General features: G+C 39.6%; 16 protein-coding genes and 1 pseudogene. 5 read left to right on the forward strand and 12 right to left on the reverse strand.

Translation table 11 applies throughout. From position 1 onward, the window contains the following. Positions 1 to 15: 15 nt before the first annotated feature. The gene (gene gdhA, locus F1560_RS14110) at positions 16 to 1,404 is read left to right on the forward strand and encodes an NADP-specific glutamate dehydrogenase (RefSeq protein ID WP_149475272.1); all 1,389 of its coding nucleotides are present in this window, start codon (positions 16 to 18) and stop codon (positions 1,402 to 1,404) included. Between the two features lie 219 nt (positions 1,405 to 1,623). Here gdhA and F1560_RS14115 read toward each other — a convergent pair whose 3' ends face one another. The 8 genes from F1560_RS14115 to F1560_RS14150 all read right to left on the reverse strand — a co-directional run bounded on the left by F1560_RS14115 (position 1,624) and on the right by F1560_RS14150 (position 9,927). Beyond that, positions 1,624 to 2,418: an ABC transporter ATP-binding protein gene (locus F1560_RS14115; protein WP_149475273.1), complete on the reverse strand. Its 795-nt coding sequence runs from the start codon at positions 2,416 to 2,418 to the stop codon at positions 1,624 to 1,626. Beyond that, entirely contained in the window at positions 2,411 to 3,391 is a 981-nt protein-coding gene (locus tag F1560_RS14120) for an ABC transporter permease (RefSeq protein WP_149475274.1), read from the reverse strand. Before F1560_RS14120 ends, F1560_RS14115 begins: the two co-directional genes overlap by 8 nt. Positions 3,392 to 3,524: 133 nt before the next feature. Further along, positions 3,525 to 4,514: an ABC transporter substrate-binding protein gene (locus F1560_RS14125; RefSeq protein WP_149475275.1), complete on the reverse strand. Its 990-nt coding sequence runs from the start codon at positions 4,512 to 4,514 to the stop codon at positions 3,525 to 3,527. Positions 4,515 to 4,816: 302 nt separating this feature from the next. Next, positions 4,817 to 6,712, reverse strand: coding sequence for an asparagine synthase (glutamine-hydrolyzing) (gene asnB, locus F1560_RS14130; protein ID WP_149475276.1), 1,896 nt, complete (start codon positions 6,710 to 6,712; stop codon positions 4,817 to 4,819). Positions 6,713 to 6,734: 22 nt separating this feature from the next. After that, complete coding sequence (locus tag F1560_RS14135; protein ID WP_149475277.1) at positions 6,735 to 7,532, reverse strand: hypothetical protein; 798 nt, start codon at positions 7,530 to 7,532, stop codon at positions 6,735 to 6,737. Beyond that, positions 7,525 to 8,064: an RNA polymerase sigma factor gene (locus F1560_RS14140; protein WP_420874401.1), complete on the reverse strand. Its 540-nt coding sequence runs from the start codon at positions 8,062 to 8,064 to the stop codon at positions 7,525 to 7,527. The genes F1560_RS14135 and F1560_RS14140 overlap by 8 nt, the downstream gene beginning before the upstream one ends. A 158-nt stretch (positions 8,065 to 8,222) precedes the next feature. Further along, positions 8,223 to 8,744, reverse strand: a complete 522-nt coding sequence (locus F1560_RS14145; protein ID WP_149475279.1) for a hypothetical protein — start codon at positions 8,742 to 8,744, stop codon at positions 8,223 to 8,225. A 13-nt stretch (positions 8,745 to 8,757) separates the two neighbouring features. Next, positions 8,758 to 9,927, reverse strand: coding sequence for a ParM/StbA family protein (locus F1560_RS14150; protein WP_149475280.1), 1,170 nt, complete (start codon positions 9,925 to 9,927; stop codon positions 8,758 to 8,760). A 609-nt stretch (positions 9,928 to 10,536) separates the two neighbouring features. On the opposite strand from F1560_RS14150, the gene F1560_RS14155 reads away from it, so the two are divergent. Next, positions 10,537 to 11,370 (forward strand): cell division protein, encoded by an 834-nt coding sequence (locus F1560_RS14155; RefSeq protein ID WP_149475281.1) that lies wholly within the window; start codon positions 10,537 to 10,539, stop codon positions 11,368 to 11,370. Positions 11,371 to 11,649: 279 nt separating this feature from the next. Next, complete coding sequence (locus F1560_RS14160) at positions 11,650 to 12,918, forward strand: GGDEF domain-containing protein (protein WP_149475282.1); 1,269 nt, start codon at positions 11,650 to 11,652, stop codon at positions 12,916 to 12,918. Positions 12,919 to 12,951: 33 nt separating this feature from the next. Here F1560_RS14160 and rlmN read toward each other — a convergent pair whose 3' ends face one another. From rlmN to gltB, 3 genes are all read right to left on the reverse strand, one after another. Continuing rightward, entirely contained in the window at positions 12,952 to 14,019 is a 1,068-nt protein-coding gene (rlmN, locus tag F1560_RS14165; protein ID WP_149475283.1) for a dual-specificity RNA methyltransferase RlmN, read from the reverse strand. Between the two features lie 328 nt (positions 14,020 to 14,347). After that, positions 14,348 to 15,841 carry a glutamate synthase subunit beta gene (locus F1560_RS14170; protein WP_149475284.1) on the reverse strand — a complete coding sequence of 498 codons (1,494 nt, stop codon included), beginning with the start codon at positions 15,839 to 15,841 and terminating at the stop codon, positions 14,348 to 14,350. 37 nt (positions 15,842 to 15,878) lie between these two features. Next, positions 15,879 to 20,483, reverse strand: coding sequence for a glutamate synthase large subunit (gltB, locus tag F1560_RS14175; RefSeq protein ID WP_149475285.1), 4,605 nt, complete (start codon positions 20,481 to 20,483; stop codon positions 15,879 to 15,881). A gap of 665 nt (positions 20,484 to 21,148) precedes the next feature. Here gltB and F1560_RS14180 point away from each other — a divergent pair. Further along, the gene (locus tag F1560_RS14180; protein ID WP_187773733.1) at positions 21,149 to 22,177 is read left to right on the forward strand and encodes a YecA family protein; all 1,029 of its coding nucleotides are present in this window, start codon (positions 21,149 to 21,151) and stop codon (positions 22,175 to 22,177) included. Positions 22,178 to 22,655: 478 nt separating this feature from the next. Here the strand turns inward: F1560_RS14180 and F1560_RS14185 are convergent. Continuing rightward, positions 22,656 to 23,960: pseudogene (locus F1560_RS14185) on the reverse strand (proton-conducting transporter transmembrane domain-containing protein); the annotation flags it as partial. 805 nt (positions 23,961 to 24,765) lie between these two features. Between F1560_RS14185 and F1560_RS14190 the strand changes: the two are divergent. Then, positions 24,766 to 25,446, forward strand: a complete 681-nt coding sequence (locus F1560_RS14190; protein ID WP_149475341.1) for an adenine nucleotide alpha hydrolase family protein — start codon at positions 24,766 to 24,768, stop codon at positions 25,444 to 25,446. The last annotated feature ends 109 nt before the right edge of the window (positions 25,447 to 25,555 follow it).

The raw sequence follows: 25,555 nt of genomic DNA on the forward strand, positions 1-25,555 counted from the left end.
AGGGCATGATGCCATATGACAAATTCTTATATACTGCGTAAAAAAAATGACATCGATGAACAGGTTCAACATTATTTGGATGAGGTATATTCAACCGTTGTCTCCCGCAACCCAAATGAGACTGAGTTTCATCAAGCAGTAGCTTTAATCTTCAAATCCCTTTCCCCTATTTTAAGAAAATATCCACATTATATGGAAAAAGGAATTTTGGAGCAACTAGTTGAGCCAGAACGTGTTATTACGTTCCGTGTTCCATGGATTGATGACAATGGAAAGGTACATGTAAACCGAGGATTCCGCGTCCAATTCAACAGTGCGCTTGGACCTTATAAAGGTGGTTTGCGTTTTCACCCATCTGTAAATGTTAGTATTGTTAAATTCCTAGGACTGGAGCAGATCATTAAAAATGCACTGACCGGACAGCCAATCGGCGGTGGCAAAGGCGGTGCTGACTTTGATCCAAAAGGGAAATCAGATAATGAAATCATGCGTTTTTGCCAAAGCTACATGAGCGAGCTTGCAAGACATATTGGTCCCGATACAGATATTCCTGCTGGAGATATCGGTGTAGGTGCAACCGAGATTGGCTATATGTTTGGTCAATATAAGAAAATCCGCGGTAACTTTGAAGCTGGTGTCCTAACAGGGAAAGGATTGGGCTACGGCGGAAGCTTGGCCCGCAAAGAAGCAACTGGATACGGTGCGATTTATTTCGTTGAGGAAATGCTGAAAAGCAAAGGCTTGAGTATTAATGGTAGCACGACAGTTGTATCGGGTTCTGGTAATGTAGCAATTTACGCTATAGAAAAAGCAACTTCACTTGGTGCAAAAGTCGTTGCATGCAGTGATTCTGATGGATTCATTTATGATGAAAATGGAATTGATTTAGATACAATTAAAGAAATTAAAGAAGTGAATAAAGACAGAATTGAGACTTATCTTGCAAAGCATCCAGCAGCAGCTTATTTTGCTGGTTGTAATGGTATATGGGGTATTCCTTGCGATGTGGCTCTACCATGTGCGACGCAAAATGAGCTTGATTCAGAGTCTGCAGCAAAACTAATTTCTCACGGCGTAAAAGCTGTTGCTGAAGGAGCCAATATGCCTTGCACACCAGAAGCCATTGATGCTTTCTTAGAAAATGACATTTTATTTGGCCCTGCTAAAGCAGCAAATGCTGGCGGTGTTGCTGTTTCCTCATTAGAAATGGCACAAAATAGCATGCGTATGTCGTGGACATTTGAAGAAGTAGACGAAAAGCTACAACAAATTATGAAAAACACATATGAAAGTTGTTTAGCAGCTTCAATAGAATTTGAAGCTGAAGGCAACTTAGAAATCGGCTCAAATATCGCTGGGTTTAAGCGTGTTGCCGATGCAATGGTGGCACATGGTGTGATTTAAATTAGAATAAGCATGTAGGTCTCTTTGGAGGCTTACATGCTTTTTTAGCGTGGATTTAGACACAGAAGGCATTAATGTTGATGAGCGACCTTACAACGATGCTCACTAACCTTTGTTACGATAAGAATTTAGAGTATCTCCTATCACAAAAGTAAAAATACACACGACTTATTCCCCTTGGAAACGTTCGTGTGTATTTATCAATGCGTTAAACCTCAGTTAGCCTAGTACAGAACGGTCATCTTCAAATTGCTGGCCGCGAATTCGCTGGAATTCCTGTAAGAGATCTTTAACCGTTAATCTCTTTTTCTCTTCGCCATTCGCTTCGAATATGATTTGTCCCTTATCCATCATAATTAGCCTGTTTCCCAGGTCTAATGCCTGCTGCATATTATGGGTAACCATTAAGGTTGTTAATCCGGATTCTCTTACTACTTTCTCCGTAAGTGAGGTGATTAGTTCTGCTCGAGATGGATCGAGTGCTGCTGTATGCTCATCAAGAAGTAGGATATTGGGATTTGTAAAAGTCGCCATTAACAAAGAAAGCGCCTGCCTCTCTCCACCTGACAGTAAACCAACTTTAGCAGATAGGCGATCCTCCAAGCCTAAATTTAATGTTTTCAAATAATCACGGAACATATCCTTCCGTTTCTTCGTTACACCAAACTTCAATCTTCTTTTTTTATCGCGCGAATAGGCCATTGCTAGGTTCTCCTCAATTGTCATGGATGGCGCAGTGCCTGCCATCGGATCCTGGAACACCCGGCCAATAAAAGCTGATCGTTTATATTCTGGCAGATGGACAACTTGCTTCCCATCAATAATGACATCTCCAACATCTGGAAGGATATTACCAGAAATGACATTCATTAACGTCGATTTCCCTGCCCCGTTACTGCCAATAACCGTCACAAAGTCACCAGCAATCATTTCCAGTTCAATGCCGTTCAGAGCTTTCTTTTCATCTAATGTTCCCTCATTAAAGGTAACAGATATATTTGCAACATTAAGCATGCGTATCCCCTCCTAGCTGTTTGCGTTTCTGGATGCGCCGTTTCTTTTCCTTTTGCATGTGAAGGATTTTTGGTGCTACTAATGCAATGATAACAATCGTAGCCGTAATAAACTTCATATCCCCTGTTTCGAGGAAATCAACGCGTAGTGCCAGCGTTACAATAATCCGGTAAATAATTGCGCCTCCAATCACAGCTAGTGTCGCACGTGCAATTGTTTTTGTGCCAAATAGTGCTTCCCCGATAATAACAGATGCAAGTCCTATAACAATCATTCCAATTCCCATATTCACATCCGCAAAGCCACCAAGCTGCCCTATCAGAGCACCCGATAATGCGACAAGGCCATTCGACAACCCAACACCAACAATAGTCAGATTGTCTGTATTTGCTGAAAAACTACGAATCATTCGCTTGTTGTCTCCAATGGCACGAAGCGCTAACCCTACCTCTGTTTTTAAGTAGTAGTCTGTAACTAACTTAATGATAACCGTCACAACTGCCATTATGATTAAGATTGCCCACGTAGAAGGAAATCGGTCTAACCCAAAGACACCAAGGAGGCTATTCAACGCATTATCGATTCCTGTCACAGACCAGAACGAACCAAGCTGCTTGAAGATGGTCGTTTCATGGAGCATGGATAAAGTAGGTTGACCTAAAATGCGTAGATTTATAGAATATAAAGCTGTCATCATGAGAATTCCGGAAAGTAACGCATTTACCTTTCCTTTTGTATGCAGTAAGCCTGTAATACATCCTGCTAAAAAACCAGCAAGCAACGCGAATAAGGTCGCTAGAATAGGAGGAACTCCATTTACAATTGAGAGCGCCGCTACCGACGCACCCGTTACAAAGCTACCATCTACTGTTAAATCTGGAAAATCCAATACACGGAAGGTTAAATAAACACCTAATGCCATAATGGCATAAATAACACCTGATTCAACAGCTCCAAACATGGATATAAACATAATTCTTTTCCTCCCGCTACTTTAGTGCCTGTTCATCCTCATCCCCTGTACGAAATTTTAAATACGGGGCTTACAATGATGAAGGGAGCCAGACAATAATCTGGCTCCAAAAAAGGTTACCTTATGATTAGAATTATTCTATGAATTGCGCGGTATCATCCCAGTCAGCATTCCACTCGACACCTTGCTCCTCAGCGCCTTGCTTATTAATAAACAATTGAATTTCAGGTGGATACTCCGCCGGAATATCATTTGGTGACTTCTCACCAGTCAAAATTTCCGCAGCCATTTCTCCTGTACGATATCCAATTGTATGGTAATCAATTCCAAATGTAGCGAAACCACCTTTTGCCAAGGAGTCAGGCTCACCTACAAATAATGGAATATCTTGGTCATTTGCAACTCCTACAACACTCTCTAGAGCAGATACAACTGTGTTATCTGTAATAATATAGAAAATATCCGCTTCTCCTACGAGTGTATTCGCTGCTTGCTGTACTTCTGAAGAGTTAGCAACTGTTCGCTCAACAACTTCAAGTCCTGTACCTTCCGCTGCTTCTTTTACTGTTTCTACTTGTTTAACTGAATTTTGCTCCCCAGCATTGTATAGCATGCCAACTTTCGCACCGTCGAAATAAGTGCTTATAAATTCAACTGTTGCACCGATTTGATCTGGATGCAAATCAACAACACCTGTGATATTTTCACCTGCTTCATCCATGGATGGGACTAGCCCGGCATCGACCGCATCTGTAACGGATGTAAAGAGAATCGGAATATCACTTGTTGCCTGCAAGGCACCCAGTGCACTTGGCGTTGAGTTTGCGAAGATTAAATCAACACCATCTGCTACAAAGCCATCTGAAATCGGCTTAACATTGTTTTGATCATTTTGCGCACTTTGAAAATCATATTCTACATCAAGTCCGGCATCTTCCAAGGCATCCTGAAATCCTTCGTATGCTGCATCAAGCGACGGATGCTCAACAATTTGTGTCGCACCAATTGTGTATGTATCTCCACCTTCAGAAGCTGTGCCATCTGAACCAGATGTATCGTCAGAACCACAGGCAGCTAATACAGCCATACCAATAATTGCCAATAGTAACATTAACTTTTTCACGTCTATTTCCCCCATTTGCCATTATTATTTTCTAAATATTTAAACGTGATTATAGCACACTATTAACTAATTTGCGATAACTTTTTCAAACTTCACAAAAGCCTTTTTAATCAACCTTCAAGGTAAGCGTCGACATACTTTATTACCAGTGCTTTTTATCCATTAAAAGGGATTGTTTCCAAGAAAATTTTAGATTGAGTGACAATAAATGAGGTACTTTTAATTTTAAAAATCAAAAGTACCGAACGAAGAGAAAGAACAAGCGTGAATCGAAAAATATGTCATGACTTGCTCCTAATTGTTTATGAAGTTTGCCGTTCTTCATTTTCATATTTGCCTCCAAAGATATAGTGTTTTTCAATATAAATCTGATGCCATAGCATAAACATGAGTACCGTCCATATTTTTCTCGAATAATCAGCATTTCCTTTTGCATGTGTTTCGAGTAACTCGAGGACAACGAATTTATTTAAAATATCGTCTGTATTACTTGAACGAATCAGTTCTTTTGCCCAATCGTATAAATTCGTTCTTAACCAATGCTTGATTGGAACTGGAAATCCGAGCTTTTTTCTATTTAAAACATGATCTGGCACAAATCCCTCAGCCGCTTTGCGTAAAATTGACTTAGTTGTTCGATCAGCAATTTTATAATCAACCGAGATTCTCCTGGCAACCTCAAATACTTCCTGATCAAGAAATGGGACACGGAGTTCTAATGCATGTCCCATTGTCATTTTATCAGCTTTTAGCAAAATATCTCCCGTTAACCATGTATGCATATCGATATGCTGCATTTGTTCAACAGGGTGAAGTCCATCTACCTCGTCAAAAAGCTTTTTCGTCCACGCTTGATACGAGTAATTTGAATGGTAGGTTTTCAATAAATTCTGTTTCTCTTCCTCCTCAAACATCTTCGCATTACCTATATATCTTTCTCGTAATGGCGTCGTCCCCCTTTCCAAAAAGTTTTTCCCTTTCATCCCTTCTGGCATTACCGCTGCAACACGCTGAAGAAGTGTTAGCATCGCTTGTGGTAACGTATTTAAGAAACGCATTGATTCTGCTTCGCGATAAATATTGTAGCCACCAAACAATTCATCAGCTCCCTCGCCAGACAGGACAACTTTGACTTGTTTTTTCGCTTCCCTAGCAACAAAATATAGCGGGACACACGCAGGATCAGCTAAAGGATCATCCATATGCCACATAATTTCTGGAAGATGGGCTACATATTCCTCCGGAGAAATCACATATGAAACGTTTTCGACACCAAGTTTTTCTGCACTCCGCTGGGCAATCTCAATCTCGGAATAGCCGCTATCCGCAAATCCAACTGAGAACGTTTTTAGATTTGGCTGGAATTGCTTAGCCATCGCAACAATTAATGTAGAATCAATTCCTCCAGAAAGAAACGAACCGACCGGAACATCACTTTGCAAATGAACTTCTACTGAATCAAGCAACACTTCCCTTACACGCCTTATAATCTGACTTTCGTTTCCATATACGGACTGAAATTGCGCATGGAAATACGGCCGACATCTAATAGCCTCTCCCCATTCCTTTTCAAAATAGTTCCCTGCTGGTAACTTTTTCACAGACTCTGTTATCGTTAATGGATCGGGAACATATTGAAAGGATAAATAATGCTGAAGTGCCTCACCCATCACATTATCAGCTTGATTCAAGTATGAAATACTCTTTTTTTCTGACGCAACAATAAGATCGTTTTCGTTTTCAACATAGTAAAATGGTTTAATTCCAAAGCGATCACGAGCGCCATATAGTTTCCTTTCCTCTTTATCCCAAATAACAATGGCAAACATGCCCCTTAAGGTAGAGAAAGCACCTGTTCCTTCTTCCATAAATAGATGAGCAACGACTTCCGTATCAGAGTCGGTATGAAAATGATGACCTTTTTCGACTAACTCCTTCCTAAGCTGCACATAATTATAGATTTCCCCATTAAACACCATCCGGTACCTGTCATCTCCAAAAAGAAAGGGCTGCTGGCCTCTCTCTAGATCAATAATACTTAACCTGCGAAATGCAAGTGCGATATGATCATCACGATAGAAGCCAGCTTCATCCGGACCCCGATGGCTGATAAGTTGACTTGCTTGTTCAATATCTAATAGATGCTCCTCAGAAAACCGAGCCTCTTCATTTAGTAATACACCTACAAATCCACACATTCCAATCACCTTCTACCGACGATTATTTAACTACCTTAAAGCTTTCCAGCATATAGTGAAACCTTGCTCCATGTCCTTCTGCTGCTTCTAGGAAGTATACTTGCTTAATCACAAACACTTGCCCCTCATCTTCGTCTGTAACGTAATACCTGTGGATAGGTGTATCCCACTGATGCCCTGTTTTGCCTGCATCGTTTGTATACTCAAGTCCCATCCCTTGAACCATTTCCGCTTCGATTGGCTCTGTTACACGCTCTTCTCTTCGTAATTCCATTTTCTCATCACGTTCAATCTCAGCTTTAATTGCTGCGACGACTTCTTCGGTTGTTGTATCCTCAATCCGCGTTATTTCCATATAGACATCTGGATACCTATCTTCCAATGGTTCGATCAGTTCAATTCGGTCACTTTCTTCTCCCTCTACCATCTTATAACGCTCTTCATCAACGTAAATGATATAGCGTAATTCCTCATTTGTTTCCAGCTGAACATTTGTCTCTTCTTTTTGTCCTTCCAGTTCAATTTCTTCCTGCTTCTCGTCAACAAACATTTCCTTTAGGTTTTGGAACATTGCTTGCCCTTGGTCAGTTAGCGTCCCGAATAACAATAGCGTAATTACTGCTGCTGTACTTAATCCCACAACAACCAATCCTTTCCGTTTCTTTTTAGGTTTGCTTCTAGCTGTTCGCCCGGATGGGGATGAGTTCTGGAATAATTCATCACTAATTTTATTCCATGTTTCCTTTTTTAAATGGGTGGCTTCCTCTGTCTGTTGTTGTAATAATAATTCAATTTTCTTATCGAAGTTGTCTCTACTCATCTTGGGCACCCCCTATGACTGCTTTTAATCTTTGTCTAGCTTTATACAGCCTCGACTTAACGGTGTTAATGTTTAATTGCAGCATGTCAGCCAATTCCTTCTCTGAAAACCCATTGATATACTTTAAAACTAAAATCGTTCGATGATGCTCATCCAGCTGCTCCATCGCTATCTCAAGTTGTTCATAATCCTGCAGTTCGGTTTCATGTTGATTCAAATGGTCTAATAGTTGTTCGGATTCAACACTTACTGCTTCCCTCGTCTTCTTTTTCATATATCTTCTCGATTCATTGACTAAAATTTGATAAAACCATGGCTTAAATGGCTTTTTGCTATCATAGGAATCAATGTTTCGGAATACCTTGATAAATGTTTCCTGAACGATATCAGATGCATCGCTCGCATTGTTTGTTATGGCGTAGGCTGTTCGCAAAGAATAATCCGCGTAGATGTCATATAGCTTTTTGAACGCTTGTTGATTTCCCTTTTTAATTTTCTTGATGAGTTTTGCTTCCTGATCACCCAACAGCATAACCCCCTTCTTCTACTGGTCTTTACTATATATACCTTTTTCAAAAGCAAAAAGTTTTTAAAAACAAAAAAATATCGAATAAGATTCTCATCCTATCCGATATTTGTATCTTTTTCTCCATTAGTATCATATAAAATCTATCTTAAATGGAGTCCACATTATTTGTTCATACTTGAGAAGAAATCACCTAATGGATCATCATCCTCTTCTTCTTCAGGGAATTCCTCATCATGTAGATTCAAACCATCCAAATCAACATCACCCAAGTTAATTTCCGCTTCCATGTTTCTAGCTGGCTCTTCGATCGGTGCCTCTTGAACGTACGATGCTTCATCCAAGTCGGCAACATTATGATTCAGCCCAGCTAACAAAGTCGTTGCACGCAGCGGATCACTTAGTAATTGATGAAGCAAGCTGCCGATAAGCGCTTCTGAATGCTCATGCTTCAGCCAGCTCCTTTGCTCCTTCGTTAGTTGCTTCGGCAAGGGAATCGTAATCGTTTCCCTTTCCCGTTTGAAGGTTTCACCTGCCCCCTTTAGGACAAAACCCGCAATTGTGCTAGAAAAATTTCTGCGCTCTGTTTCCTTCAAATGCTGCAATTGTTTTAATAGATAATCAGGTGTATCAGAGGGGACACGAAATGTGATTGATTGTCCACGCTCTATACTATTTTTCGACATGATCTCACCCTATTTATTTTGCTTTTGCGGTCGTTTTTTCTTCCTTTGTATCTTTCTCTGTTTTACGAATAAAATCGGTGATTAACTTATAGTATGCATTTGCCATCATCCAGATGCTTTCATTCTCATCCTCAAAGAATTCGATATTGTAGCCATCCAGTTTATTATTTAATGCTTTAATGTAATCCTTCAATACGGCAGAACCGCCACCTACAAAATAACAAATTTCAGATTGTGAGTTTTTGGCCCAGACATTTCTTAGGAAGCGATATTCTTTTTTCGCCAAATCAAGTAGTATGTGATCGGTAATATCATGGACGTTCGTTCTGCTTCCTTTCACCATGATGTGGTGTCGATCATTTTTTCGTGTAATAATGTCGACTACATCACGACGGCTGTCCAATTCCACGCCATGTCGTGAGCGAATTTCTTCACGTATTGCTTCTAATGACTCAGAGACACCTAAATTGAATCCTTGCGCCTTGTCATCATCCACATTTCGATTACGAATGACAGCGATATCTGTCGATAAGCCACCAATATCCTGGATTAAAATTTGTTTATCGATCAATTCCTTATTAATAACTTTTAAGTCATTATCCATAATCAAATTGACATATGCTGCAAATCCTTCTGGATACACTTTTACTTCATCGAATTTAATATTTACCTTTTTGCCTTGATGCTTCGGCGTAACAAGGAATTCCACTTGGTGCACAGATCCTAGTAGTTGGGAGCGATAGCCCACATCTTTTCCATCTTTTACTTCTCTTAATGGAAGACCTGTCCCTAATGTATACGTCGCATCAATCACATCATTTTTTTCATTAAAATCTTTTGTAGATACTGCATCCAATGCTAAAGCAGCAAAAAGCATAACTAACGTTTGGTCTTCTTCCGATTTACTGCTACCTGGATCGAGCTCCTGTGAATTGCTCGTTTTTGTTGCAAGGTTCCCTACGCGATAAACAATATTATTTTCATCTAAAGCAGGGGAATGTACGCGGATATGAATATTATCCAAGACCTCTTTTTCATCTAACTCTTCGATTCCGATAACAGGACGATCCTCTAAGTCAGGTGCAATCACATTCGGAATGTATAATTCATTTTCTAATTTACCAAAGTTCCCTTTCAGTGCATCGTTTCCAACATCCACTGCTGCAACTCTCGATTTCACCATTTTTGTAAATCCCCTCTCTTTTTTCCATCTATCAATAGATTAATCTTTTTCCAAAGAATACACAATGAGTCTATCGATGTATTCTTTTATGTATACTTGTTTACATTTTGTATTCGTTATTACATCAACATGCAAACGTATTTGTTTACATGTTTTCTTTATTGCAAACAACTTTACTATTAAAGTATACATGTGTGCACTTTTGTAATCAAGTGGGAATTTGTTAAAATCAGGTGAAAATATACTGCTCTGGCATTTGCTTCTAATTCTCCCCTCTCCTACGTTTCAAAAGTTATATTGAAATAGAAGCATTGTTCGTTTGAGTTTCCTTTGCTAGATTCTGACACACGTGAACTGTCATTACCGAACTCAGAAACTTCGATAAGTATGCTGGATTTGATTTAGGAAAAATAGTGTGTGTGCTTTATCTTTCAGATAAGATATCAATTAGGAAGGAATTTAGTGCAACTGCTATTACTAGCAGATACTGTGACCTTAAAGGAAAACAATATTCGATTCACATAGAATCTATCTGCTAAAATTGTATAAAAGAGTACAGCCTATGCTATATTGTTACTGGCTTTATCAATACCTTCTAAGGAGAATTCCATGTTCCATATTAATTATTTACCTCTAATCGCTCTACCATCTGTTTTCATTGGTGCTTTTGTTATGCTGTTAAACGATATTCCAACAAGTATCTGGATACAGAACCTTATCGCTGCAAAGCTTTTCGTCTTTTTGTCCTTTTTAATGGCTAAAAAGACAAAAAGCGTTCCAAATACCAGAGCAAAAAACTACTTTAAAATTATTGCTATTTACGTTTTGTTGGGATTAACCTTTGTTGACGCGGGGATTGAAGGCGTTCATAGATGGATTTCTTTGGGGCCGATTAGCCTTTATGCATCTAGTATATTATTGCCATTTCTGCTTATCTTACTAGGTGCATTAGTAGCAAAAAATCAATGGTGGCTTTCCTATATAATTGTTGTTAATACTGCGATTTTATTAGTGTTACAGCCCGATGCATCAGCAGTAACGGCATTTGTACTATCAAGCTGTATCTTACTTTTATACAACGTAAATAGGATTCGCTTTGTTTTACTATTTCTCCCACTAACTCTCATTATCATTTCTTGGATTCAGTTAGATCGTTTATCACCTGTCCCATATGTGGAGGATATCTTGTTTATGGCGAAAGGTTTAGGATTAGGCTGGTTTATTATTGCTTTCATTTCACTTTTGATTCTTATTATTCCTTTTTTATTTTCTCCTCCAGAAAAAAGAAAATTAACATCGATTAGCTTAGGTTTATACTTCATCACGACAATAATAACAACATTTTTCCGGAATTTTCCTGTGATTTTAATGGGATATGGAATCTCCCCCATTATAGGATATTTTATAGCTATCAATTGGTTTATTTTTCATAAACGAGCTTAATCATCCCGTGCAATACTATCAGATGGCAGTACTCTAAACCTGCCATCTCACTCCCTCTAAAATGAACGAGTTATACTTCTCCCATCTACACGAACACTGTCATAAAAACAAAATCTATTAATTTCTACAGCTACTGTTACGAAAAAAACGGAAATAATTAAATTTTTTAGCATTTTTTTACTTTTTTATGATATGATAGACTTAAAATTAGTCTTAATTACCTAGTTCTATTTCAGTGATTATATTCGTTTATATTTTTTGTTGGAGGTAATACTACAAATGAACAAACTTAAGGTTTATATCGCTAGTATATTTATCATTTCGTTAACTGTAGCTATTGTCTCTGGCCCAATTGACTTAGACCTGTCTCTATACATACAATTTTTCCTCGTTTATTTATTATTCACAACCCTCTATTCCCATTTGAAAACAATTGTCCGAACAGGAAATGTAAATGTTGATTACAGTATTTCCTACGGATTCTCCTTTATCCTAATAACCGGGCCTTTGGGACTATTTTTATTTGAAATTATTAATCGCTTTTACATCTATTTTTACCGCAAACGAACAGGTACCGCGGACGAAGATGAATTTTTACATACCTTTTATAATATTGGAGGACCAGCACTCCTCCATACGATTGGCTATTTCATATTTTATGCACTTTATCCGTACGTTGAGGGAATTCCATTTGGTTTTTGGGGACTCCTTATTGCTATTATTGCATTCACGGACTTCATATCGTCCCTATTATTGTTGTCTGTATTTAAGTTAACAGGGAATATAGGTTCGAGGCAGGATGCGATTAATTTTATCAAAGGAAGAAGCATTTTTGATACGCTAAAAATGGCATTATCCAATGGACTATTGTTTATTTTCCTTGTAGAACAGCATTGGGAAGCAGTCATTGCCTTGTTTGTCCTCAACTATCTTGTTAGTCGATCTGCGGCCATTAAAAATCAAAGCATACAGCACAAAATGGAGCGAGACCGCTTTGAACAGATGGCTTATACAGACTTCTTAACAAAAACGCATAACCGTAGCTATATGAATAAAATTATGAATGAATTAAACCATACGGAAGAAAATGTTGCGCTTATCGTCTCCGATATTGATACATTTAAAATCATTAATGATACATTTAACCATACTGTCGGAGATACTGTCATCCAGCACTTTGCAAATACAATAAAAAGCCACCTTGATGAAGGTGACTTTTTATTCCGCAGTGGTGGGGAGGAATTTACGATTGTTCTTCGGAATCGCGATTTTTCTGCATGTGTTGAGCTACTCAAGCAGATACATCGTGATGTAGCGGCTAATCCAGCACAAGCGGAGTATAAATCGGAGGATACAACCATCTATTATACCGCTTCATTTGGTATGTATTATTTCAAAACGAATCAGAAGTTAAGTATGAAGCAAGCATACATCCATGCTGACGATCTACTCCTTCAATCTAAAAGACTTGGCAGAAATCAAGTTGCTGTGATGCAGGATGAGGCAGTTTCTGTTCAAGATGTGGATAAAGCTGTGGAAAGGTTATAAAAAACAGCGCCACGTTAGACTGGCGCTGTTTTTTTACATTGCTTTTGATTTTTTAATTTGTTTACTTCTTAATTGTCCACAAGCAGCATCAATGTCAGCACCATTTTCCCAACGGACACCACAATGAATCCCTCTTGCTTTCAGTGTTTCAAAAAATTGCTGGATGGAACTAGATTCACTTCGCTGGTATTCACTATGCTCATCAACCGTATTGTACGGTATTAGATTTACATATGCTAGGTGGCGATGGTCTTTAATTAGGTTAGCAAGCTGAATTGCTTCCTCTTTATGATCATTGATACCTCTTAACATAATATACTCATACGTGATTCTTCGGTTCTTCTTCTCTAAATAATAGTCAACAGCCTTCATGAGCTTTTCAATCGGAAATGCTTTGTTGATTTTCATAATTCGGGAACGAAGCTCGTTGTTTGGTGCATGTAAAGATAAAGCAAGATTTACTTGGATGTCTGTATCTGCAAACTCATACATTTTGTGAGCAAGTCCACTAGTTGATACCGTAATATGTCGTGCTCCAATGTTCAGACCACCATCATCATTAACAACATACAGGAAGTCCATCAAGTTCTTATAGTTATCGAGTGGTTCACCAATTCCCATTACAACAATATGACTAACACGATCCCCTTCACCTTTCGTGTCCAAATGCTTTTGCACGTTCATAATTTGTTCAACGATTTCTCCACTTGTTAAGTCACGGCTTTTTGGCAGAAGACCACTTGCACAGAATGTACAACCGATATTACAGCCTACTTGCGTCGTTACACAGACAGATAATCCATATGGGAAACGCATGAGAACCGTTTCGATTAAATTACCATCGGATAGTTTAAATAAAAATTTGATTGTACCGTCTTTCGATTCTTGCCTGATTTCCTCACCAAGCGTATGCAGGACAAAGTTCTCTTCCAGCAATTCAATGGTGTCTTTGTTTACATTTCGCATCTCACTGAAGTTTGAAATCCGCTTTTTATACAACCAATTCCAGACCTGATCAGCGCGGAAACGTTTCTCACCACGCTCAACGAGCCATTCGGTAAGTTGCTTATATGTCAGTCCATAAATGGATGTTTTACTCATTGTATACCCTCATTTCGCTTCATTGCTACTTCTTTCTATAGTACATATTACTCTATCTCACCTTTCGTAGCAAATGGTTTTTGTTGGAGATACCGCTCTATAATCCTAATTAATAGCTCCACCGCACAACACTTTAGCACCTTTATCTTTATTATTGCACCGTCACACTTCAATTTGGCTCCATTTTCATTTTTATCGCTCCATCTCCGTTTGGCTCCAATACTATTATTACCGATTCACCATACGTTTAATTCCAATCAATTCACAATATAACCCTAAACACACCAAAAGGCATGCTGCACAATTACAGCATGCCTTCCTACTTCCTTTATGGTAGTTTCGTTTCTCCCATTAGATAGCGGTCGCATTCTCTCGCGGATGCTCTCCCCTCGTTAATCGCCCATACAATTAAACTTTGTCCTCGGCGCATGTCGCCAGCCGTAAATATACCTTCCACATTCGTTGTGAACTTGCCGTAGGTTGCTTTTACAGTAGTACTTTTCGTAGTTTCTACCTTCAGCTGCTTGATCAAATCTTGATCAGGTCCTTTAAATCCGATGGCAATTAGCACAAGGTCTGCTGGCCATACTTTTTCGGTTCCAGGAACTGCTTCACGAACCTTTTTCCCACGCTCATAACGTGTTTTAACGTTTATCGTATGCACTTCTTTTACGTGACCATTTTCGTCACCAACAAATTTAGTTGTTTGCACGGCATACGCTCTTGGATCCTCCCCTTGATACGCTTCTGCTTCCATATGTCCATACTCGATACGATGGATTTTTGGATATTGCGGCCATGGATTTGTCTCTTCATCACGTAGTAGGTTTTTCTTTTCATAGATATCAAACTGTGTGAGGCTCCTGCAATTATGTCTTACAGACGTTGCCAAGCAATCGGTTCCCGTATCTCCCCCACCAATTACAATAACGTCTTTATCCGCGGCAGAAATATATTTCTTATCCTCTAAATTGGAATCGAGCAAGCTTTCCACATTGGCATGTAAAAAGTCCATGGCAGGATAAATACCTTTCAAATCACTACCTTCAACTGGCATATCGCGATGGAGGGTAGCACCACCACATAGGATGGTTGCGTCAAAATCAGCTTTTAATTCATCGACTGTTATATCTTTTCCAACCTCTGTGTTGGTAACAAATTCGATGCCTTCCTGCTCTAAAATCGCCACACGTCTTATTACAACCTCATATGCAAGCTTCATTTCTGGAATTCCATAAGTTAGTAGCCCACCAACACGCTTATCACGCTCGAATACGGTTACGGAATGCCCTGCTTTATTTAACTGAGCTGCAGCGGCAAGTCCTGCTGGTCCTGAACCAACGACAGCAACGCGCTTCCCTGTACGGATTTTTGGAGGTTCGGGAACTACCCACCCTTCAGCAAATCCTTTTTCAATAATCGAACGTTCCACCGTCCGGATAGCAACAGCTGCAACAGCTGGTTCATTAATCCCAAGGACACATGCCCCCTCACATGGTGCCGGACATGCGATCCCTGTAAATTCAGGGAAATTATTCATCTGATGCCCGCGGTCTAGCGCCTCTTTCCATTTCCCTTCGTATACGAGCTGATTCCATTCTGGGATAAGGTGGTAAACGGGACACCCTGAGGTTACCCCGTTAATTTCCATACCAGAGTGGCAGGTTGGCACACCGCAATCCATGCAACGTGCTCCTTGCTGCTGTACCGCTTCGTCTGTCATCGGTATCGTATAATCATTCCAGTCCTGTATTCGCTCCTTAGGATTTCTACCTGGACGAGCTTTCCGTTCGTATTCCATAAATCCAGTTACTTTCCCCATTTAATGCCCCCTCCTTTTATTGTTCTGATACGCACCTTTACATAATTTTGATTTTCCGATTCTTCTTTTCTGCAACGTTACTTTTGCTTTCCTCAAAAGCAGTCATCTCTGCTTCCAATCTATCTAAACCGCTATCTAACAAGTAATTAATTCGTTCTCTCATTCTTACATAAGCTTTTGGAATAACTTTGAAAAACTGCTTAGAATAACTTTCCCAATAAGCAAGTATTCGTGTAGCATGAGCGCTGTCTGTGTAGCTAATATGCTTTTCGATTTGTTGATAAATGGCATCTAATTCCTCTGGGTCATCGATCCTGCCGACATTTACCATGGCTGGATTAATCCGATCACGGAATGTGTTGTCTTCATCAAACACATAAGCTACGCCACCAGACATCCCAGCAGCAAAGTTTCTTCCAGTTTCACCAAGGATGACAACTGTTCCACCTGTCATATATTCACAGCCATGGTCACCAATACCTTCTACTACTATCGTGGCACCGCTGTTCCTCACTGCAAATCGTTCGCCGGCAATCCCACGAATATAAGCTTCACCGCTCGATGCTCCGTAAAATGCTACATTTCCGATTATCGTATTTTTCTCTGGTCGGAACGTTACAGACGGAGCTGTTTTAACAATAATTTTACCTCCGGATAACCCTTTACCAACAAAATCGTTAGCATCACCAATCAGGTTAAGCGCCATTCCTTTCGGGATAAATGCGCCAAAACTTTGACCAGCAGATCCATTAAAATTCAATTTAATCGTATCCTCCGGCAAGCCCATTTCACCGTAGCGTTTTGTTATTTCACTACCGAGAAGTGTACCTGTAACTCGGTTAATATTCCGGATAGCAACGGTAAATTCAATTGGATTTCCTTCCTCAATTGCTGTTTCGCAAATCGGAATAAGCTCTTGATAATCCAATGTCTTCTCAATACCATGATCCTGACTTTTGGTTGCATAATTATCGATTTGAAATGGAAGCTCTGGACGATAGAGCAAGGCCGATAAGTCTAAGTCCTTTGCTTTCCAATGGTCTAGCTTGTTTGCCTCGAGCACATCCGACCTTCCAACCATTTCATTAATCGTTCGGAAACCAAGCTCTGCCATTAGCTCTCTTGTTTCTTCAGCAATGAATCGCATAAAATTAACAACATGTTCCGGGTCACCATTAAACTTCTTTCTTAATTCCGGGTTTTGCGTTGCGATCCCTACCGGACATGTATCTAAATGACAGACACGCATCATAACGCAGCCAAGCGCAACGAGGGGTGCTGTTGAAAAACCATATTCCTCTGCACCTAGTAAGGAAGCAATGACTACATCTCTTCCTGTCATCATTTTCCCGTCTGTTTCTACGGTAATTCGGTCACGTAAGCCATTTAAAAGAAGCGTTTGATGTGTTTCAGCTAGACCAATTTCCCAAGGCAGCCCAGTATGCTTTAAGCTTGTGCGCGGTGCAGCTCCTGTTCCACCATCATAGCCACTAATTACAACATGGTCAGCACGGCCTTTGGCAACACCTGCTGCAATTGTTCCGACACCAACTGCTGAAACGAGCTTCACACTAATACGAGCACTTGGATTAGCGTTTTTCAAATTGAAAATCAGCTCAGCAAGGTCCTCAATCGAATATATATCATGATGTGGCGGAGGGGAGATTAGTTCAACACCAGGGGTGGAACCACGAACCTCTGCTACCCACGGATATACTTTCTCACCTGGCAGCTGGCCACCTTCACCCGGCTTCGCCCCTTGGGCGACTTTAATTTGAATCTCATCGGCATTAACTAAATAATTACTCGTTACCCCGAAACGTCCCGAGGCAACCTGCTTGATTGCACTTCTTCGCAAATCTCCATTTTCATCCTGGATAAAACGATTCGGGTCTTCTCCACCTTCTCCTGTATTACTACGGCCACCGAGGCGGTTCATTGCGATAGCTAAGGCTTCGTGAGCCTCTTTACTAATCGATCCAAAGGACATGGCCCCTGTTTTAAAACGCCTAACAATTTCTTCTATTGGTTCAACTTCTTCGACCGGTACGGGGATACGCTTTTTAAAACGGACCATCCCACGAAGAGATTGGAGATTATTTGTTTCATCCGTCAGCATGTTCGAATATGTTTTAAACAGTGCATAGTCATTGCAGCGGACAGCATGCTGCAATGTTTGAATCGTCCTCGGATTATACTGGTGATCTTCACCATTTTCACGATATTGGAACTCATCTCCCGCTGGCAGGTTATGGTTCCCTACTCGATTTGCTTGGAAGGCAACATCATGTCTTATTAGCGTTTCTTTCTCAATCATATCCAAGCCAATCCCACCAAGTCGTGAAGCTGTTCCAGTAAAATACCTGTCAATCACATCATCACGAATACCGACCGCTTCAAATATTTGTGCACCACGATAGCTTTGAATCGTTGAAATGCCCATTTTCGATAAGATTTTAATAATCCCGTCTGTAACGGAAGCTACGTATCTTTTGTGTGCTTGTTTTTCCGTAACAACTTCCAATTCACCTTTTTCCATTAAATCAGTAAAGGTATTTAGTGCTAGATACGGATTAATCCCTTCTGCTCCGTATCCAATTAACGCAGCAAAGTGATGCACTTCCCTGGGTTCACCAGACTCTACAAGCAGGCTTACCTTTGTTCGAATTCCTTTACGAATTAAATGATGATGCAAACCGGATACAGCTAGTAATGCAGGAATCGCTGCTTTATCTTCTGAAACTCCTCGATCTGAGAGAATCAGTAATGTAACTCCTGCATCGATAGCCGAATCCGCTTTGTCAAATAAAGCTTCGAGGGCCGCTTCCATTTTCCCTTGCCCTTCTTGTGCATCGAAAACGCAAGACAGTGTTATGGTCCGAAATGCCTCCAACTGCTGCTCACGAATTTTCTCAAGTTCCTCGTTTCGTAAAATAGGTGTTTTAAGCCGAATATGTCTACAGTTTTCTGCTGTAGGCTGGACGAGATTTCCTTCCGCTCCTATTGTTGTTTCTACCATCGTAATAATTTTTTCTCGAATCGCATCCAGTGGTGGATTCGTTACTTGTGCAAAGAGCTGTTTGAAATAGTTATACAGAAGCTGCGGCTTTTTCGATAATACAGCGAGCGGAGAGTCATAGCCCATGGAGCCAATCGGATCCTTTCCTTCCGATACAAGCGGCTTCATAATTTTAGTTAGCTCTTCACGCGTATAGCCAAATGCTAATTGCTGCTGGACCAATTCCTCCCCACGATACAATGGCGCTTTCTGATGCGCGTCCGCCAGATTCTCCAGATTGATTTTATTTTCCAGCCATTTCTTATAAGGCTGTTCAGATGCGATTTGCATCTTAATCGTTTCATCTGGAATAATAACACCCTTTTCCAAATCAACGAGCAGCATTTTCCCTGGCGTCAATCGATCTTTATACAAAATATCGTCCGCAAAAATATCCAGTGCCCCTACTTCAGAACCAAGGACAATCATGCCATCCTTAGTTACATAATACCTTGCAGGGCGGAGTCCATTCCGATCCAGACATGCTCCGATTTGATTCCCATCGGTAAATACAAGTGCCGCCGGTCCATCCCACGGCTCCATTAACGTACTATGATACTCATAGAAATCGCGCTTTTCCTCGCGAATCATCGCATCATTCGACCATGGTTCCGGAACCATCATCATTGCACTGTGTGCGAGTGACCTTCCTGAGAGATGCAGAAATTCAAAGGTATTGTCAAAAATGGATGAATCACTGCCATCAACATCGAGTACAGGCAGGATTTTCTCTAGCTCTTCCTCGGTGAAATATTCAGACTGACAAAGCTTTTCACGAGCCTGCATCCAATTTACATTTCCGCGTAACGTATTAAATTCTCCATTGTGTATGGTGTATCGATTTGGGTGAGACCTTTTCCAGCTAGGAAAAGTGTTTGTACTAAAGCGTGAATGCACGAGTGCTAAAGCAGATTTAAACTCCGGATGATTCAAATCAATATAAAAGGCATCTAATTGTTCTGGAATAAGCATCCCTTTATAGACAATCGTACGTGTTGATAAACTGCAAACATAGACATCTTCGTATTGCTGTTCTTCTGCTACGACTTTCTCAATACATTTCCGAATGACGTAGAGTTTACGTTCAAAAGCCATTTGATCTTTTATAGCATCCGACTTTTTGATGAAAAATTGACGGACTGCGGGCATACTTTTTGCCGCGACAATACCGATGAAGGATTCATTTGTAGGAACAGGACGCCAGCCTAAAAAGGCTTGCCCTTCTTCTTGTACAATACGTTCAATTATTTTTCTGCACGTCATACGAAGCTGTCTGTCACGAGGTAAAAATACCATCCCTACCCCGTAGTCTCCTTCTCGCGGAAGAGCGATGTTTTCCTTCGCACACTGCTTTTGGAAAAATCGGTCAGGTATTTGTGTCATAATTCCTGCTCCATCTCCAGTGCTTGTGTCTGCAGATTGTCCTCCACGATGCTCTAAATTGCACAGAATATTAATCGCGTTTTGGACAATATTGTGAGTTTTCTTGCCGTTAATATTCGCAATCATGCCTATACCACATGCCTCATGTTCAAAATCAGGTCGATATAGGCCCTGTTGTTTTGGGAATCCATTCCTTGTCATCACAACAGCTCCTCTCTCTTATTTGTCATACATCATAAAGAATCGTTACATAAACAGGTTCTTTATCTGTGTTCGATATTATATCACAAAAAAGATGTTAACATAAAATTCAGATTACATTTCTAAGCCGTTTTCACCATATGTAAACGATTACATTTTGCCTTTTTAAAAGTTTTATACCAATTAAACCCATGCGTACCAAGGGATTTGAAATTCAATCACTTTTTTTATATTTTTTTCAATAATTAATGCCGTTTTGTGATGAATCGTGTTTTAGGAAAAGATTATTTAGAAATATATTCCTTTTTTAACATGGAAAATACAGCTAAATTAACGTTAGAAAATTTTATCTTTTAATACGGTAACGTCATCACCAGCAAATGATGGTATAATGGACTTGTTATCGTTCCAGAATGTATTTGATTGTTGATTCTACATTAATAAAAAAAGCAGGATTATACACCGAAGTCAAAGCTTGAATAAAACTTAATTCGTATCAAGATGAACAAATAGATTATTCGTCATTCTTGCAGATAGAAAAGCTTAAGACTTTTCTATCTGCTTTCGCTTTTTATCAAATACCACTGATGTCCCCTTTGATGGGCTTAAATTATAATAAGTGTGTGTATCTAAAAGAGATTACTATAGTAGGAGGGGCTATTACTTTGAATAAGCCAAAAAGAAATGATCCATGTCCTTGCGGAAGTGGAAAAAAGTATAAAAAATGCTGTGGATCTTCCAATGTTATTACAATAAGTCCTGAAGTTTACAATTCAGAATTAGAGAATTTCCATATAAAATTAATTTCATTTGCCATGCAACAATACGAATCGGAGTTGGAGGAATTAACTTTAAAGTATCCTCAATCTTTCATCGGTGAGAATGAGGAACTATCTAAAATTTATATGGCCGGACTAACGTTTTGGGCAATACCGAATCTTCCATTCTCGAAGAATGAGCAAACAATTTTTGATACCTTTTATCAAAAACAGGCGTCCAAAATGAGATACACGAACACCAAAAACACATTCGCTACATGGGCAAACACGGTTCCTGGTCTGTTCGACATTCTTTCCGTTGATCAAGAAGCACAGAAAGCTCATTTACGTGATGTCTTAACAAATGAAAGCTATACGATTCCGTTTACGGAAGAGGATGACTTTAAAGCAGGTAATCTAGCTATTGGTGTTACCGTTCCATATATCGGTTACCACAACTTCTTGTTTACAATGGTAGAACTGTTTGATAAGGACAGAGAAAAAGTGATAGCGATGACCAAATCATATGCTAGCATGGAAGGTGGCCTAGCAGAAAACTTCCCAGAGCTTTTAGCTAATATCCTGGTATTCGAGGACACGAAGTTTGATTGGCCAAACCCAGCGCAGGAAATGGTTGCAGATCTCTTCTCGAATCATATGCAGGTAAAGGGAATGGATAAGCAAATGATTACTAACGGCATTAAGCTCTGGAACGATTACTGTTTAAAGGAGAATCCGACATTTAAAAAGCTTGGCTCCTATGCCGCGGCTATAGATTATCTTGTGCAGGATACATTCTCCGAAACCCCTGCAACTCAAAGTCAACTTGCAAAGGAATATGGGACAACTGCTACAACCGTTTCTTCCAATTACCGAAAGCTCGTAAAATGCTTGGATAAAGAATTAACTATCTTTAGGAATAGTGAAAATCAATAATAATTTGAAAGCAGACCATATTGCTATACATTATCTATTAGGGTATTAGATTTTAGATTAAGACCTTTGGTTTGGTGACGAAATAGAAGTAATTACCTATGATTAGGAACCTATAATTCGTCGTGAGGAAAGATTAATGAATTAAAATTACGGCTTGTGTTTACAGATGGAAATGGAACTTATTATCGGGGCAAAACAAAGAAAAAGATTTAGATTGGTACATTTCACCGTTTTAAAAATCAAGAGGATTATATTCATTGTGAAAAGTGGGTATAATCCTAATTTTCTTCATATAGCCATATTTATTTTTTGTCGCTATCCTTGCTCTCATGCGAATTAGTAGATAGGATAAAAAGATCATTGTGGCTTTTATCTGAAAAATATATAATAAAATAAAACAAGGGGGATTGGTGCAGCTATGAGCAAAAAAAAGTTAGCGATTACAATATTAGTCATTGTATTAATAGCAGCAAGCATCAATAATTGGAATTAACGCACCCCATGTTTCTAAAGCAAAAAAGTCGCCCGAACTGATTCTAAGAACCGCAGTGAAAAACATTTCCTTACTTAAGAAACCATTAAATGGTGGTAATCCCGCCATCGAGAAGCTACCGATTGCAGCAAACGTAAACGTAATCGGCATTAACGTTATTAACCCACCAAGCCTTCGGATATCACGTGTTCCCACTTCATGGTCGACAATCCCTACAACCATGAATAATGCCCCTTTAAATGTCGAGTGATTCACTAAATGGAATAATGCTGTAAATGCAGCTTGTGTATAGAAGGTTGATTCTACAGAATAGCCAAAGTGCAGTGCTGCAGAACCCATCCCAAACATACTCATAATCATCCCAAGCTGACTAATTGTCGAGTATGCAAGTAATGCTTTCAGGTCTGTTTGACGAACCGCATTAAAGGAACCCCAGAAGAGTGTAAAGATTCCAACACCCGTTACAAGCCAGAACCAGCTAAACTCTCCTCCGAATATCGGGGTAAAACGCGCAACTAAATAAATTCCGGCCTTAACCATTGTTGCTGAGTGCAAATAAGCACTGACTGGTGTCGGAGCCTCCATTGCATCGGGAAGCCAAATATGGAATGGAAATTGTGCGGATTTCGTAAATGCCCCTAATAATATCAACAGCATTGCAGGAATAAATAGACCGTGATCGGTAAATTCGCCTGCAAGGGCAACAACCTCCCGAATACTCCAAGTGCCTGTCATCGCATAAACCATAAGAAATCCTACAAGCATCCCAAAACCACCGGCTACAGTGATAAGCAAGGATTTTCTGGCACCATCTCTCGACCGCTTACGCTGATACCAGAATGCAATAAGTAAAAAGGAAGAAATACTTGTCAGTTCCCAAAATACATACAGAACCATCATGTTATCGGAAAGCACTACCCCAAGCATCGCTCCCATGAACAGCATAAGATACGTATAGAAATGCCCGAGAGACTCTTTGGACGATAAATAGAAGATGGAATACAATATAACGAGTGACCCTACACCCGTAATCAACAGCGCTAGAATCAAGCTAAGCCCATCTAAATACGCAGTAAAGTTAATACCATATGCAGGAATCCAATGGACCGTATTCTCAATAACCTTTCCATTGGCAATTGAAGGAATGTATCGGGCAAGGAAAACAAATAAGACCACTGGTATGATAATAGCAAACCAACCAATATGGATTTTGGGGATTTTTTTATAAACTAACGGAATAAGTGCAGCTGCAATAAAAGGAATAATTATTGCGATGTTCAACGTCAACAAATGATAACCTCCATTCAAAATTGTTCCGGTCCCCACTCCTTTTAGAAATTTTGGGCATAGTGAACTGGAGTTTACAAATAACATATGTTATATTCTACATCTTTAATTTATTTCATACAGAATATGTAATTACAATGATAAGAGCTCTTATCCTTAAGTGGATGAAAGCAATCGTGAATTGAATGATTTCGCAAACTCGCTTAAATTTCAGTGGAATGAAAAGAGTGAATAAACCTAAAACTATATAAAACGTAGAATACTACAGATAATTGTAGCAATAATATAAACGGGAATTTAAAAGGGAACTGTGATTTCCTCTGTTTATTATACAGGAAAATAATATGCTGCGCACTTTTAAAAGTTTATAGAGTGAACAAATTACCAGTTAACTCTGGAATTAATATCCCAAATCACGTATGCTATAAGTGATTCATACAATTTTTATTATTTAGGGGTTCACGAATTGATTATTCCGTGTTAGAATGATACAGTTTCAAAAATAAGTAAATAAGAAAGCGGAAGCGCCCGGTTAGCGACGCACGGACTGGACTGAACCGGAGGAGATAAAGGAAACACGGCGACCAAAGGGAGTCGATGTTGACTTATTGCACGGAGGTGAGGGAAGTCTCGCTAGTCGTTGGGCGCTGGAGCTGGAAACGATAATTAGTGGGGTTACCACTTAATATAATTTCAACGGTAACCCGGGTCTAGTCCTTAGAAATCCAGGATCTGCTAAGACTTATCTTGGTATAGTCAGAACGGGATTATTCGTTAAATGAATAGGTCAAGAGGTGAAGGTACCGTTATGAAAAAAATAAGAGGTCGGATGGACGAAAGCATTTTAGTTTGCGTTTATTATGGTCCTAATGGAGAAAGGTTAATTAAACGTGGCCATAAGTTGGCTCAGATCATGGATTGTCCATTGTATGTTTTGACAGTGGATGCATTGCCCTATGACGAATTTGATGCCGATAAATCAGGTTACGTAGAACGCTGGAAGGAGCTCTGCGATGAATTAGATGTGGAAGAATTCATGATTCGCGATGATGAAAGACGTCCATTCGTTAAAGTTATTGCAGAGGTCGCACACAATCAAAATATTACACAAATTATCATTGGGCAAAGCCCGCAAAATCGTTGGGAGGAAATCACAAAAGGTTCCATCATAAACGCATTACTCCGTGAAATGACCTTTATTGATATTCATATTGTTTCCATCGATCGTACCCTAAAAAGCATCGAGGACACTACCTACGAAAAAGGAGTACGCGCATTCTTGCAAAAGGATGAGAATGAAACGTACAGATTGAGTTTCGCAAGGTCTAAGTATAATTTGTACGAAGGTATCTTCTACAAAGAGATTGGAACAGACTTTAATAATGGCGTATTTAAATTTGTGAATAACAAAGGAAAAACATGTCAGGTTCACGTGACAGAGGATATCATTACAGGGGCTATGAAAGAGCCGCCAAACGTGAAGAAATAATTAACGAAAAAACGAAGTATTCTCCTAACCTTTTGGCGAATACTTCGTTGCACTTATGCAAGTAAGGAAGTTTTAGACTTATCTTGAACAAAAGCTACGCCATTCAAGC

It is taken from the genome of Oceanobacillus polygoni (assembly GCF_008304605.1).
In the GTDB taxonomy this organism is placed as follows: Bacteria; Bacillota; Bacilli; order Bacillales; family Amphibacillaceae; genus Oceanobacillus; species Oceanobacillus polygoni.